This window comes from Spirosoma flavum (assembly GCF_042686045.1).
Lineage (GTDB): Bacteria > Bacteroidota > Bacteroidia > Cytophagales > Spirosomataceae > Spirosoma > Spirosoma flavum.
Genome location: NZ_JBHUOM010000007.1, coordinates 30,998 through 46,167, shown reverse-complemented (window position 1 = coordinate 46,167; position 15,170 = coordinate 30,998). Strand labels below are relative to the sequence as shown.

13 protein-coding genes are annotated in these 15,170 nt (G+C 46.4%); 11 read left to right on the top strand and 2 right to left on the bottom strand.

Going from position 1 to position 15,170, the window contains the following annotated elements; all coding sequences use genetic code 11:
* Positions 1-19: 19 nt before the first annotated feature.
* The 9 genes from ACFS25_RS13575 (at position 20) to ACFS25_RS13535 (ending at position 8,289) form a co-directional block, all read left to right on the top strand.
* Entirely contained in the window at positions 20-205 is a 186-nt protein-coding gene (locus tag ACFS25_RS13575; RefSeq protein ID WP_381501557.1) for a hypothetical protein, read from the top strand.
* Between the two features lie 73 nt (positions 206-278).
* Positions 279-503 carry a hypothetical protein gene (locus ACFS25_RS13570; protein WP_381501554.1) on the top strand — a complete coding sequence of 75 codons (225 nt, stop codon included), beginning with the start codon at positions 279-281 and terminating at the stop codon, positions 501-503.
* Between the two features lie 10 nt (positions 504-513).
* Positions 514-909, top strand: a complete 396-nt coding sequence (locus ACFS25_RS13565) for a hypothetical protein (protein ID WP_381501551.1) — start codon at positions 514-516, stop codon at positions 907-909.
* Between the two features lie 194 nt (positions 910-1,103).
* Entirely contained in the window at positions 1,104-1,883 is a 780-nt protein-coding gene (locus tag ACFS25_RS13560) for a LytR/AlgR family response regulator transcription factor (RefSeq protein WP_381501547.1), read from the top strand.
* A complete protein-coding gene (locus ACFS25_RS13555) occupies positions 1,853-3,070 on the top strand; it encodes a sensor histidine kinase (RefSeq protein WP_381501544.1) in 1,218 nt (405 codons plus the stop codon). Before ACFS25_RS13560 ends, ACFS25_RS13555 begins: the two co-directional genes overlap by 31 nt.
* Entirely contained in the window at positions 3,067-4,212 is a 1,146-nt protein-coding gene (locus ACFS25_RS13550) for a sensor histidine kinase (RefSeq protein ID WP_381501540.1), read from the top strand. Before ACFS25_RS13555 ends, ACFS25_RS13550 begins: the two co-directional genes overlap by 4 nt.
* 203 nt (positions 4,213-4,415) lie before the next feature.
* Complete coding sequence (locus tag ACFS25_RS13545; protein WP_381501537.1) at positions 4,416-4,547, top strand: hypothetical protein; 132 nt, start codon at positions 4,416-4,418, stop codon at positions 4,545-4,547.
* Positions 4,548-4,647: 100 nt separating this feature from the next.
* Positions 4,648-4,992 (top strand): hypothetical protein, encoded by a 345-nt coding sequence (locus tag ACFS25_RS13540; RefSeq protein WP_381501534.1) that lies wholly within the window; start codon positions 4,648-4,650, stop codon positions 4,990-4,992.
* Positions 4,993-5,142: 150 nt separating this feature from the next.
* On the top strand, positions 5,143-8,289 hold the full coding sequence (locus ACFS25_RS13535) for a lantibiotic dehydratase (protein ID WP_381501531.1): 3,147 nt from the start codon (positions 5,143-5,145) through the stop codon (positions 8,287-8,289).
* Between the two features lie 322 nt (positions 8,290-8,611).
* Here ACFS25_RS13535 and ACFS25_RS13530 read toward each other — a convergent pair whose 3' ends face one another.
* Both ACFS25_RS13530 and ACFS25_RS13525 read right to left on the bottom strand, forming a co-directional pair.
* Positions 8,612-9,898 carry an Hsp70 family protein gene (locus ACFS25_RS13530; protein ID WP_381501528.1) on the bottom strand — a complete coding sequence of 429 codons (1,287 nt, stop codon included), beginning with the start codon at positions 9,896-9,898 and terminating at the stop codon, positions 8,612-8,614.
* Positions 9,899-10,192: 294 nt separating this feature from the next.
* The gene (locus ACFS25_RS13525) at positions 10,193-10,912 is read right to left on the bottom strand and encodes an arylesterase (RefSeq protein WP_381501526.1); all 720 of its coding nucleotides are present in this window, start codon (positions 10,910-10,912) and stop codon (positions 10,193-10,195) included.
* 77 nt (positions 10,913-10,989) lie between these two features.
* Here ACFS25_RS13525 and ACFS25_RS13520 point away from each other — a divergent pair, with 77 nt between their 5' ends.
* Positions 10,990-11,703 carry an ABC transporter ATP-binding protein gene (locus tag ACFS25_RS13520; RefSeq protein ID WP_381501523.1) on the top strand — a complete coding sequence of 238 codons (714 nt, stop codon included), beginning with the start codon at positions 10,990-10,992 and terminating at the stop codon, positions 11,701-11,703.
* 68 nt (positions 11,704-11,771) lie between these two features.
* The gene (locus ACFS25_RS13515; RefSeq protein WP_381501902.1) at positions 11,772-14,273 is read left to right on the top strand and encodes an ABC transporter permease; all 2,502 of its coding nucleotides are present in this window, start codon (positions 11,772-11,774) and stop codon (positions 14,271-14,273) included.
* The last annotated feature ends 897 nt before the right edge of the window (positions 14,274-15,170 follow it).

Here is a 15,170-nt window from a genome sequence, read left to right as displayed (position 1 = left end):
TTAATCGATCAAAAAAGCCATGGAAAAAGAAATAAAAGACAAAGTAAACTTACTGCGTAGCGTAGCTGGTAACCAGGATGAATTTATGAAAAAACTGGCCGAACTGGATGAAAAAGGTCAACTCACCGACGATGTGCTAAATATGGTTAATGGCGGCATTAGTTTTCCAGGTTTACCAAAATGGCTTGGGCTCATCCTGTCCTAACTGGCCGGAATAACGGAGTAAAAAATAGAGTATTTATATACAGTCACAATACCATAAATCAATCAAAGAAATTATGAAAAAATCGATGAACAACAAGATCAAGGCCTTACAGAGCAAGGTAGAAAATCAGGCCGAGTTTATGAAAAAACTGGCCGAATTGGACGAGAAAGGGCAGCTCACGCAAGACGTGCTGGACCAAGTAAATGGCGGATCGGCCATTAGTATAAAAAAGCCAATTATCGACCTACCCGTACTGGGTATCTGGTTACCACCAACGTTTCCTGACACAACCCTTTAATTCCTGACTCATGGCTTCCCTACTCTGTCCCAGCTCAACCGCGAAACCCGGCGCTGCCCTCTTTGGCGTGCAGGACGCATCCGGTCATATTCAATACCTTGATGAACCAATCATTGTTGACCAGACGTTTGTCGACACCGCCCGGCAACAGAGCCGTGCCCCGGAAGAGCGCTTCCGCTTCGCCAGTAATTGCGCCAAAACGGGCTGTGGTCATTGGAGTTCTGAAAACGTGGGTTGTAGTCTGGTAGGCAAGATCGTGGAAGCTATGAACCGAAAAGCAGAGGCTACACTTGTTAGCTGCGCCATCCGGGATCGTTGCCGATGGTATCATCAGGAGGGAGGGAGCGCTTGTGCCAATTGCGACGAAGTCGTTCGTAATGTTCGGACAATGGAGTTGGCGGCTTAGCTTCACGGCAGTTATATACAGCAGAAAATCGTGTAGAACACACCTATTTCGCCTTGTACATGCTCATGTGCAAGGCGAAATCAGTTAAATGAATTGCCAATATACTTTCAGTAGTACCGTATAGCGTGATAATGACCCGAAATTACCACTTAGAAAAAAATAGATGTACATTTGAATTTAGCCCTTCACTTATTATGGCGCTTACCCTGCGATGTTTTATCATTGATGATGAGCAACCAGCCCAAGCGGTACTAGAAAAGTTTATTAAACGAGTACCCTTCTTGGAATTGGTTGGATATAGCTATAATGCCGTGGAGGCACTTCTAGCCGTTCAGGAATTAAAACCTGATTTGATCCTGCTAGATATAGAGATGCCCGAAATGACAGGTATCGAGTTTCTAAGGTCCCTAAATGCGCCACGCCCTCAGGTTATCATGGTAACGGCTTCGCCACAGTATGCGCTGGAGGGGTTCGAACTGGACGTACTTGATTATCTACTAAAACCGGTTGCTTTTGATCGATTTTTAAGGGCAATTAATAAAGCCGTAACGAAACTACAGCCATCCGTCTCACTAACCGGTAACGTACCGGCTTTGTCAGTTACGTCAACCAGCCGTCCGGCCACCAAGACCGGACAGCCCGCTGCAGAATCAGCGAGTTTCTTTCTAGTGAAAGAAGACAAGAAACTGATCAAAGTGCTGCCGGAAGAGATCATCTTCGTGGAAGCAATGAAAGATTATCTGGTTATTCATTTGCCCGCCAGAACCATCACGACCCATATGACCATGACGAAAATAGAGGAAATGCTGCCATCAACGCAGTTTTTGCGCGTCAACCGATCTTATATCGTTCGGAAAGGAAGTATCCGGGAAATTGACGGTAATCTAATTACCACAATCGATGGAAAACGCGTACCGATTGGTGTAACCTACCGGGAATCTGTATGGGAAGCGATGAAAGAAAACCTGATGTGAAACCGGTGAAGCGTACCCTTCTTGATCGGTTCATTGCCAGGACGAGTCATCTACCTCTGTTAGCACGCATTGCACTTCATGCGATTACTATACTGCTGATTGCTGGTATTGACGTAAGCATCGTTTACCTAGCCGTTGGCAACGACTGGCCCGTGTTGATTCCACTAGTTGTACTGCTGAATAGCCAGAATATACTTATTTTTTATGGAACCGTTTACTGGGCATTACCCAAATACTTTTACAAACGTCGGTTGGGATGGCTTACCCTAATTGTCCTGCTAATCTTCTGGGGATTTTATCTACTTAACCGGACGGCTATATTCAGTGTGGAGCCGAGCCTGCCCAAATCAATTCAGTACATAACCCGGATTCAATCTATTATAGGGCCAACGGGCATCTTCGGTTGTTTTACATCGCTTCGGGTATTCCTCTGGAATTTTGCGTTTACCATTGTGGCTCCCCTCATTCCACTGAGCATCAAAATCACGCAGGGAACGATGGTTTTCCGTCAGAAACAATTCGATTTGAAGCGAAATCGGTTGTTACTGGATCAGGATAACACCTTGTTGAAGATGAATTTTCTGAAAGCACAGGTTAGTCCCCATTTTTTGTTCAATACACTCAATAGCATCTACTCCCGAATGATTGACGTCGATGATCAAGCGGCTGATTTGGTGCTGAGATTAGCCGAACTGATGCGGTATAATTTGTACGAAGCTAATGTGGCAAGAGTACCGCTAGACCGGGAGATGAACTATCTGAAGAGTTATGTAACGCTGGAGCAGGCGCGGCATGGCGACCAATTAGCTGTATCGTTCAACTCGCCCGCCGTAACCACCGGGCATCTGATTGCGCCACTCGTACTTAGCACATTTGTTGAAAATGCCTTTAAACATGGCATTAAGTCGGCTGCTGGCGGGGCCTATATTCTCATTGATGCGCATCTGGAAAACAACGTCCTACGCTTGGTCGTCGAAAACAGCCTTAATAGAAAGCTTGCCCTTACCACCGTTCGTCGGGCGGGAGGAGTAGGGTTGTCCAACGTGCGTAAGCGGCTGGATATTCAGTATTCTGGCCGGTATACGGTTACACACGACATAACGGATGACCATTATCGGGTTGTTCTTCAGCTCGAATTGGACGCAGTTTCTGAAAAAGTCGGTTCCGACCCAACGCTCGCTTCATGATGTTCAGCTCTATCCGTTCATTATTTGTGCGAATTGTTCGTCGACTAGCGGTCTGGCTGCTGATCGGTATCAGTATATACATGATAAACGGTGCATACATCCGCTCTGACGAAGGCCCCATTAAAAACCTGGTTCTCTTCGCCATGTACAGCCTGGTTATTCTTATTTACGAGGTTAATGTGCATTGGTTATTTGTGCGTTACCTGTACAATGCGCGCTGGATTCAATTTTTAAGTGGGTCAATAGCGTTGCTGGGAACGGTTCACACACTAACCTACATTATCTATCCTTTGCTACAATTAGTAGCCCACATATCCGAATCGAAAATTGTCGCCGGTCCGTCTGGGTCCTCCCTGTTTTATTGGTACAGAATTCATCAATTGGGTGTACTGGGATGGCTATACAATTGGGAAGCCATTAGCCTAGTTTTGCTCAATCCCTATTTCTATGCCAGTCTATTTTTATTAGCCACTCTGTTCCGATATTATTTATCGTTAGGCTCCGATGTTCGACAGACAGAATTAACCAATTTAGCGCTAAACCAGGAAAATAACCTTCTGGAACTCGACCTACTCAAAGCGCAGTTAAATCCGCACTTCCTGTTGAATGCACTCAACAGTATCTATGCCCGCGTAATTAACGCGGACGAACAGGCGGCTAATTTGGTACTTCGGCTGGCTGAACTGATGCGGTATAACCTGTATGAAACTGAAGCTCCTACCGTTTCGCTCGATCAAGAATTGGGTTACATCGAAAATTACCTGCAGCTTGAACAGGCAAGGCACGGGCAGCGGGTCGAGATTCTTTTCAGCAACGAAGGCATGGACGAGCACCTTTTCATTGTTCCGCTTATTTTACTGGCATTTGTCGAAAACGCCTTTAAGCACGGCGTTGGCGGGCAACAGCAGGAAGCATATGTGTGGGTCGAAGCACATATAGAACAGACGGCCACTCTAATCTTTACGGTACAGAACAGCCTGGCTACATCTGTCCAACGGCATTTTCCAGATCAGAAATCAGGGGGAATTGGCCTTCCCAACGTCCGGCAACGTCTGGCGTTGCTCTATCCCAATGCCCATCAGATTGACGTAGAGCATTCGGTTGATAGCTACGCTGTTACGCTCACCCTTCAGCTAGCCTGAGCAACGGTTGAGACGCCCCGTTCCTGAATGTTTTTTCATTGGTCGAAAAAAAAAAGGCATTGGTCGAAGGAGGTGGTGCACCGGTCTAAGGTAGTTGGATTCCCTCTCAGCTATCCGCTATATTTAATTCATCAATTAGTCAGCACATAGCGCTGAAAGAAATGAACATAGTAATTGTAACTCAATCTTAACTCTTTTATCCCATGCAAGCGCAACAAGTTCAAACAAACCGTCCGTCTATCAAAGTACAACGCGTTGTTAATTTAAACGCCGTAGGCGTTCGGACAGGCTCCACCAAATCGGGCCTTCCCTGTTGGCTTACGGTGACTGATTAGTAGGAAACCGGGTAAGCTTGGTCGCTTTACCCCAAAAAGTACCGCATTATGTTTGTTAAACCATTAATATCCACTACCTAAGAAACATTACCACATCGTTATGCACTGTTTACTAATTAATTACGATGGTGGTAGCCAGTCCTTGTTGAGTCAATACATCCTCCGGGCCGGTTGCCAGAAATTAGCTCTGACAATCGGCCCGGCAGGGTATACTACAGAAGAGGATTGGTGGTTAGCCTGCGATTTTGTTTTTCTGCACCTAACGTATCCTGACGAAATTGTCCACGAAGAATTAGCCGCTCAGTTGATTAATCATCCGCGTGTCGTTATTACCTCACCCTTCCCTAAGCATCAGTTTCCAAGTCTGTTTATGCAACCTTTTGCTTTCCTTACCGAACCCTTTACATTTAAAAAATTTACCGACTGCATTGAGGCATACCAGTAGGAAATCTGTGGAAAAGATAAGTAGCGGTATCGTATATTACTTGTTTACTGAAGGATGAATTTCTGTATTAACATTGGATGAATTGTTACTTTTTATACATGCATCCAGGAATAAATATATATCTTGGATGGTGTTTTTACTCTTCGTCCAATGGTTCAACGTTTCCATTTTTTCGTATTAAGAAGAACTCTATTCTCGCTTGACTCGCTCCAATCTCTTTACGAGTCTTCGCAAAATCAGCATAGTACCCTCCCCGATGCCATCAGGCAGTGGTTTACTAATCCGATTCAACGACAGGCACTGGCAACGGCCTCGCCTAGGCTGTATGATCGCGTAGAGCGGTGGCTATCAGGTGAGATACTGTCCGACGAAGCCAAGCTAATTAATACACTGCATAAGTACCTGATCCGAATGACCACCCGTAGTACGCCTTATGGTCTTTTTGCCGGGTATGCGTTGGGTTCAGTCGAAAAAAAAACATCATTCATTGCCGAATCGCCGGACCGCATGGCTCCTCATGCCAGATTAGACATTGAATACATCCAAGCGATTAAAGATTGGTTGCTGGCACAACCCGATATTCGCGCCCAGTTAAAGCTCTATCTCAACACGACGCTGTATCTGGCCGGCAACTACTTTCGATTCATTGAACAGCAGCAAGAACAAGCTGGCCGGACCTATTTTATAAGTGCCGTTGGCTGCGATAAGATACTGACAGATCTATTCGCCTTAGCTCAGACTGGTGTTACGCAAGCCCAACTGATTGATTTTTTAAACACTCAGTATCAGGTTACTCAGAACGATGCGATTGACTATGTTAATGAGCTGATTAATAGTCAGCTGTTAGTGTTTGAACTTGAACCAACCCTTACTGGCGACGCGTATTTGAACGTTATTGATGAGCGACTATCCACGCTCGTGGCTTACCCTGCTGTAGCAAACGCCCGCCAAGTGCTAGCCAGAATTAATGAACTGCTTAACCTCCGACCGCTGGCACTGAATGCCTTGCCAGAGTACCTTGCTGAACAGGATATTGCCCTACCGCATACTGATTTCATCAAGATCGATACAGCCCTGCCCGCCGATACCTGTCAATTGAGCGAGCGCTGGCTCAACCATCTTCAGCAACAACTGAAAGCCTTGTTGGTCTTGAACCAACCCTATCAGAATAGTGCACTTGATGAGTTCAGGCACCGTTTTTACTTACGGTACGAGGCTGAAGAAGTACCGCTAGCTTTTGCCCTCGACCACGAAATGGGCGTTGGATACGGCGACACATCCACATTAGGAGTGGGTAATGCGCCCATGCTTGATAGTTTGAGCTTGTCGGGAAGAGCAAAAGATCAGGATGCCGTATTGACCAACTGGCAGTTGTTTGTACTAAACAAATATACTGAGGCATTACGGTACGGGCGGTCTGAGATTGTTTTAACGGACGACGATCTAGGTAAAATAGGTAATCCGCAGGAAGCTATGCCTACCTTGCCGAGTAGCTTTTATGCCTTCGGTACCTTGCTTTCTCCTTCGGCTGATAGCATCGACCGCGATGATTACCTCTTCTCGCTAACGTCTTGCCTGGGGCCATCGGCGGTTAATTTGCTCAGCCGTTTTGGGGAATCAGACCCTGTCTTGGCTGAACAATTAAAACAATGTGCCAGGCTGGAGGAAGCCAGTCATCCTGATGTAATTTTGGCTGAAATTGTGCATTCTCCAGAAGCTAGAGCGGGCAATATCTGTCATCGGCCTTCTCTTTACCAGTACGAAATACCTTACCTAGGCCGAGCTTCTGTAGAGCCAGACTACCAAATTCCATTATCAGACCTCTACCTTTCCGTTCGGAATGACCGCCTGGTACTGCGTTCTAAACGCCTGAACAAACGAGTAATTCCCCGGCTGTCAAATGCCCACAATTTCAGAGGTGGTTTGCCAGTCTACCAGTTTCTAAGTACGCTCCAGTACCAGGATGCATACCTGGACTTACGTTGGAACTGGGGTCTGCTGACTCAACAGGCTTATCTTCCCCGCGTCCGATACCGACACATTATTCTAAGCCGGGCCAATTGGCTGTTGACCGCCGATCAGTTTAAAACCGGGAGTTTGGCAGAGGTACGGCAGCAACTTCAGGAAATGGGGTTGCCTCCGCAATTTTTGATTGCACAGGGGGACAATGAGCTGAGAATTGACGTGGCTACGGACGTTTCACTAGATTTATTATTACAGGAATTGCGAAGAACGGAGTCGATCCGGGTCGTTGAATCCTTGGCAAAATCTGAGCAGTGCCCTGTTCGCGATAAACAAGGGCAAGCCTACGTCCACGAATTAGTATTGCCTTTTCATAATCCATCGGCTCCAGCTTATACCCCCATCAACTCCGCTACAACGGACATGCCACAACGTCGTTTTTCGGTTGGTAGTGAATGGTTATACTTGAAAATTTATGCGGGCGAAAAAGCGTCTGATTCCTTGCTGGTTAATCAGTTATACCCCGCGATTCAGGAGTTGCTTCTGCAACAGACCATTCAGCAGTTTTTCTTTGTCCGTTATAAAGACCAGGACCCCCACTTGCGGCTTCGATTTCGGGGCAATCCTTATATCGAGTTTTACCACTATGTAATCCGGCGTATCGAGCAAGTATTACACCCCTATGTGCAGAGTGGTCTGGTTCACCGAATCCAGACCGACACGTATCAGCGTGAGTTGGAACGATACGGAATGGATAAAATACCCATTTATGAACAGTTTTTTCACCACGATAGCCTCAGTACCCTTCAATTTATGCAACAAACTGGTGAGGCTTTCGATGAAAACCTACGATTTGCCTTTGCAGCCCACAAAGTAGACAAACTACTTGTTGGCTTGTCCTCAACCATTGATGAGCGGTGTACAATATTGGATAATATGAAAGAGCAATTTTTTACAGAATTTGGGGGTAGTTCGGCACTTCGCCAGCAGTTAAATGACCATTATCGAACGTATAAACCTTTGCTGGAACAGGCTTTAAACCGCCCATTTGCCTTGACAGATGGTTTTGAAAACTGGGTTGAAGATCAGCATCCTTCCCTGTCAGAATTGGCACAAACAATTCAGCACGACCGCACTTCTCTCACCATCAGCAGTAGCCTAATGCATATGATTGTCAACCGGTTGTTTCCGTCAAAACAACGTGCCTATGAACTGGTTCTGTATTATTGTCTAGCTAAATTTTACGATTCACAACGTGCCCGTCAGCGTCAGGAAATGCCACCCGTAGTCACAAACAAAACCGATACGGCGTTACAAGCAGTGGTAAACCGTTGATCGCTCTCCTCAAATCGGTCGCAAAGCCTGCTAATTGTATCCGTTTTATAGAATATATCTTAAAGTTAGAGGTTGTTTGATTGTGGCAAAACTTATTAAAAGACGCCAATTATCTCAATCACGATGCTACTGACTAAGAGTTATATCACACTCTTAGTCAGTAGCATCGTGACAAAAGCAGGCGGAAGCGTCGGGCCTTAAGCGGGTAGTAATTGGTTTGCTGCTACATCAGGACCAATTTTATGCTTATTGCATAACCCCGATGACGCACACCTGTTGAGACTGTGATAGAAAGGGCTGGGGTTACCGGTAAGACGTTGCGTCAAGGAGCGATTAAGTTGCTTTTTGTACTTTTTCCGAATTTATGCTGGCAATCATAGGCGAGACCAAGACCAACGCTGGAAAGTTTGTTTTCATCAGCGATGGCCGCGTTGGGAAAGAGCCGTTTAAACTCGGCTTGTATTGAATGCACCTCGGTTGAACCGCCTGTAAGAATGACCAGATCGATATCTTCTTTTTTGACGCCAGCATCCCGAAGACACTGCCTGGCGGAGGCTGCTATTTTTTCGACTTCATCCCGAATAGCCTCTTCAAAAAGAGCGCGTTTTATGGGTATAAAAAAGCCATCTTCAATAAAATCAAACGTGGCTTTATGCTCTTCATGGTCAGTAAGCGCAATTTTTGTGCCTTCGGCAGCGGCCAGAAGCGTGTGTCCTGTTTCATCTTCAAGCACCGTCAAAAGTCGCCGGTACCGCTTTTTGTCATGCGACTGATGAAGTAACTGCCGGACCTGCATAATAATTTTTGGCGTGTACAAAAAGTTAACCTTACTCCATTCAGCCAGGTCATGGTATGGTTTCAGAGGAACTTCCAGTTGTTTATCACCGTACCGACTCCGATAGCCCAGTTCAGGCATGATGGCCGCCAGGCTCAGCTCCTTATCAAAATCATTACCCCCAACCCGAATACCGGTATTGGCTAAAATATCCGAGGATCGGTCCGGTTTATTGATATATTTATTGGACAGCCTAATCACCGTAAAATCGGACGTACCTCCGCCCAGATCGGCTACAATCGCCAGCTTCTCCCCACTTAGCTGTGCTTCGTGCGCAAAAGCCGCAGCAATGGGTTCAAACTGGAAATCGATATTTTTGAATCCAATTCGCAGGGCAATTGCTTTCAATTCGGCCTGGGCCTGAATATCAGCCCCCGGATTATTGTCGACAAAATGGACTGGCCGACCCATCACCACATTGTCAATCTCCTGACCTGCAACCAGATCAGCTTTATCCTTTATGTGCTTTAAAAAGGAGGTGATAATGGTGGAAAAATTCATGGAAGCGCCATTAACGAGCGTTCCGTGTTTCATCAGCGAAGTACCCAATACCCGCTTTAAACTCCGCATAAAACGCCCTTCCTGCCGATCGAAGAATAAGTTAACGGCCGTTCGGCCAAAGAAGGCTTTGTTATCGATGCGTTGGAAGAAAATGGCACTGGGAATGGTTACCTGAGCGTTTTCAACCGGCACAAGGCTGATTTGGCCGTTATTGTCAATGGCTACACTTGAATTCGATGTGCCAAAATCTATTCCGCACGAAATTGTTGTCATCCCAGTCTGTCTCAAATTTCATTATGCAAAAGTCCTTATGTGTCAAGAGACAAGACAAAAAGAGACAGGAATGCACAGTGTTTAGTGGATAAAAGGGCGCAAATCTACGTTAAAAAAACGATTTTGGTGCGAAAAATCTCACTTAGCCCACCTGCTTCTGCAACGACCTCTACCGAAAAGCCTGTAAACGGTACATGTCCATATCGGAAACGAAAGTCGTTGTTACTGGAGAGTTAAAAGCAGAGAGTGAACCGGAAAATGATTTTCAGGGGAAACACAGATACCCAATCAAATCTATTTTAGCACTGGCCGCAGTATGGTCCAGACTGTATTGGCTACGATTTTATGTCCGGCGGGGGTTGGGTGAATTCCGTCGGGCTGGTTTAATTTAGCTATTCCGCCAACGCCTTCGAGCAGAAACGGAATCAAAATTAACTTGTTCTTTTCGGCTAGCTCTTTAAATAGTCCCCTAAATTCTCGCGTGTAACTGGTGCCTATATTTGGCGGGATCTGCATTCCGGCCAGCACGATGGTTGCCTGTGGACTTTTTTGCCGAACGGTATCAATTATCGCCTGTAAATTTTTTCGGGTATCTGCCAGCGGAAGTCCCCGAAGTCCATCGTTACCTCCTAACTCGAGCACAAATACGGCTACGGGTTGCCGCATAACCCAGCTAATCCGGCTTTTCCCTCCGGCTGTCGTTTCGCCACTTAGTCCGGCATTAACAACACTGTACTTTAGTCCGGCGGAATCAATTTTCTGACCTATCAGGGCTGGAAATGCCTGAGCTGGTTCAACGCCGTAACCTGCCGTCAGACTATTTCCGTAAAACAGAATGACTCCTTTTTTAGAGGGAATACCCGCTTTTATACCAGCTGACGATGTTGTATCTGAATTAGATACTGAATTTGATTCAGTTTTTGTAGTAGATGATCCACAGCCCCAGACCGTTAAGAGCAGCAACAACCCGCTTATCACAGAATAAGGTGTTTGACGATTTAGGCAGAACTTCATAAAGAGTACACGGGTTAATAAATTTAAACTGCACCGGCAGGGTTAAGATTAAAGTAGCATCAACCCTTTTTTGTTCCATGAGTATTCTGCGCGTCGAAGATCTAACAAAAACCTATTCAAGTGGGGGTCGTGACCTGACCGTTCTGCACAGTGTCAATTTTACCCTCGAACCAGGGGATACGTTCGCCATTGTTGGACCATCGGGTAGCGGAAAAACCACCTTACTCGGCTTGTGTGCGGGGTTGGATCGGGCTTCTTCGGGCAGTGTTTATTTGAACGATATTCGCCTGGATACGCTCAGCGAAGATCAGCGGGCTGCCTTAAGAAATCAGTATGTTGGCTTTATTTTTCAGAATTTTCAACTCCTTCCTACACTTACGGCCCTTGAAAACGTGATGGTTCCCCTCGAACTACGTGGAGAAAAAGGGGCAGAAAAAACGGCTCAGGCGTTACTTGAGCGCGTTGGTTTAGGGCAGCGAGGACACCATTATCCGTCCCAACTGTCGGGTGGCGAACAGCAACGGGTTTCGCTGGCGAGAGCATTCTCCAACCGGCCTAAAATTCTCTTCGCCGATGAACCCACCGGCAATCTTGATGCCGATACCAGTGCGACAGTGGTAGACCTGCTTTTTGAACTTAACCGCGAAGCAGGTACAACGCTTGTGCTCGTTACGCATGATATGGAGTTAGCGTCCCGCACCCAGCGTATTATCCGAATCAAGGGCGGCACCGTAGTGTCTGATTCAGGAAAGTTAGTGAATGAGCCGTTGACCGAGCCGCCGGTACGGTAAATCGCTGTCTCAGACCTCAATCACTCAATCACTACTTGATAAGTATGAACACTTCCTGGCTTTTTCGTATGGCCTGGCGCGACAGTCGCCGGAGTCGACAACGGTTGCTCTTGTTTATGTCGGCCATTGTGCTGGGCATTGCGGCTTTGGTCGCCATAAATTCGTTCGGGGACAATCTCGCCCGGAGTATAGATGATCAGGCTCGTGAACTTCTGGGTGCTGATTTAACCCTCTCGTGGTCACGTCCATTATCGGCCAAAACCCAACAACTTGTAAAGACAATTGGCCGTGACCGGGCTTATGAAGTGTCATTTGCCTCGCTGGTTTCCATCCCTAAAAACGGTGGTGTCAGGTTGGCACAGGTGAAGGGTTTACAAGGCAATTTTCCTTATTATGGAACGTGGGAAGTCCAACCAGCATCGGCAGTTCATACCTTCCGGCAGGCGCGTAGCCGAATCGCACTAGTTGACGATGCGCTATTAGTGCAATTAAATGCTCAACCTGGCGATTCGGTGAAAGTGGGGAATCTCTCTTTCTTAATTGTGGGACGGGTCACCAAAACACCGGGACAAGCCGCTATTGCCGCCACCGTCGCGCCAACTGTATTCATTCCAAATCAATTCCTGACGACCACTGGTCTTTTGCAGCGGGGTAGCCGGGTGGCCTACAAATATTACTATCAGTTTGCACCCGGCACGGATGTTGAAAAATATATCAAATCCCGTTCTGCCTGGCTAGACAAAAACGGTATTAATTACGATACCGTAGCCGCTCGAAAAAAACAGACCGGGCGCTCCTTCGCTGATCTGACCAAGTACTTAAGTCTGGTGGCTTTTGTGGCCTTGTTGCTGGGTTGCGTGGGCGTAGCCAGCGCGGTCCAGCTATACGTAAAAGAAAAAGTTACGTCGGTAGCCATTCTCCGAACACTCGGTGCCAGCGGCAGGCAGGCATTTCTGATTTATCTTCTTCAGACCGCCCTGATGGGCCTTATTGGTGCCACCGTTGGTGCGCTGATTGGGTCGGGAGTGCAGTTGATACTACCACTGGTATTCGGTAATTTCCTGCCTGTTACGGTTGAAACGCACTTGTCGGGACAAGCTATACTGGGCGGCATTGGCACCGGGCTTTTAATTTCGATTTTGTTCTCGCTACTGCCTTTGCTGGCCATTCGCAACGTATCACCTTTGCGCACACTCCGAACGTCTTACGAAGATGACCTGAGCAATCGTGATCCATGGCAATGGATCGTTTACCTGCTCATCATTGGCTTCATTGTTGGTTTTGCCTACCTGCAAACACATAATTTACCCTTAGCCGTTGGTTTTACGGGTGGATTGGCTCTTGCGTTTAGTATTCTGACGGGTCTGGGTTTGGGGATGATCTGGCTAGTGCGCCGATTCTTCCCCTCTTCGTGGAGTTATGTCTGGCGGCAGAGTTTAGCAAATCTATACCGACCTAATAACCAGACGATTATTCTCGTTACGTCTATCGGACTAAGTGCTTTTCTGATTGCAACCCTTTATTTAACGCAGGGGCTATTGCTTGGTCGGGTCGAGTTGTCGGGTAGCGGCAAACAGCCGAACATGGTCCTTTTTGACATTCAGAACGAACAAATTGCGGGCGTACGCTCCTTAGTGACTTCGCAAAAACTACCCATTTTGCAGGAGGTGCCGGTTGTAACAATGCGTCTGAACGACATTAATGGAAAATCTACCGGAAAAAATCCAAAAGACACGACTGCCAGACCACCCAAGTGGGCGTTTACCCGTGAATATCGCGTAACCTACCGAGATTCACTGATTTCGTCGGAGAAAATAATGTTGGGTAAAGCACCGTATCTGGCCAGTGGTGAGGTTTATATCTCCGTCGAAAAAGACTTTTTCGAGCGGATGCACCTTAAACTCGGCGACACGCTCAATTTCAATGTACAGGGGGCGCCTATCCAAACAATCGTTGGCGGCACCCGCGAGGTAGACTGGAACCGGGTGCAGACCAACTTTCTGATTATTTTTCCAGATGGTGTATTGGAGCAAGCTCCGCAGTTTCATGTGTTAATGACACGCGTGCCGAACAGTCAGACATCAGCCCTGATTCAGCGAGCGTTGGTGAGTCGCTTTCCGAACGTATCTGCTATTGATCTTGGTCTGATTTTGAAAACGGTCGATGAAATTCTTAGTCAAATCTCGTTTGTCATTCAGTTTATGGCCTTGTTCAGCATTCTGACAGGCTTGCTGGTTCTGGCCAGTTCAGTGGTCATCAGCAAATACCAGCGGCTGCGCGAGAGCGTACTTCTCCGAACGCTGGGAGCAAGTCGGCGCCAAATTCTTCGTATCACCGCCCTGGAGTACGGGCTACTGGGACTTGTAGCCGCCCTGTCGGGCATTTTACTGTCAGTCTTTGGCACGTGGGCATTGGCGCAGTTTGTCTTTGAGGTACCCTACCGCCCTAGCTTCGTGCCGCTGGTTGTAGTGGCTATCGTTGTAACGACGCTGACTGTAGTGATCGGGGTATTCAACAGTCGTGAAGTACTGGTACGTCCACCATTGGATGTGCTACGGGCAGATGGGTAATTTCTACTATTTATCACCTTCGTCAATTGTCGATTTATCAAGCTATTATACTAATCTCTGGAAACTGCTTCGTTCATGACCGTTATTGGTTTAGATAGGTCTGATCGCACCAACTAGAGATGACTTTTTTAGCTATGGTGGCTACGAACGAGTCTAACGCTGAACGGATTCGAGCACAAAGTTGGCCAGCTGTCATTCGATCATATACCCATAGGCGTTACGAGATCCTTGAAACCAATCTGTAACATAGCCTATTGGCCAAAATGAAGCAAAAAATCTTCAAGTTAAAAGATAGGCCACTTGTAAGTGTAATTATTTGATTTTAATTTAGCTTTATCGACAATTGAATCTGATTATATAAATCTATTTTCCTACTAATAAGGCTATCTGATAGCGATATCAGCCCATAAAAATATCTATCTTATACTTGAATCATTAATCTATGAATCAACTGCTTTACTGTGTTTCCATTATTTTACAGCTAGTTATGTTCTCAACGTTTTTGCGGGAAACAGTTTACACAAATCTTGGCAGACACTGCCAGGTTAAATGTGGATTGGCCGCTATGTTTTACTTAACTATGGCTCTTATACTGCTTTTTGGATGGCAATATGTATTTATAGTCAACCGGTAAAACTACTTAAATGTTTTAAAGGCAATTATTGGTCAGCCTATCTACAAAGTAATCCTTTCTTGAAGCGGGTTTTATTCATTTAGTACATCCTCAAAGAACGCCTTACGCCAGTGAGTTGACTATCCAACGGTAGGCAACCGAAATCGGTAGCTCGACACCTTTTCAACCCAAAACAGCCAAGTAGTTAGCAATACGACAGGGGCGCTTTCTGTCCGTTAAATAACAATATAGAGTCAAAACCGATTATAGCCTATAGCAGCGAA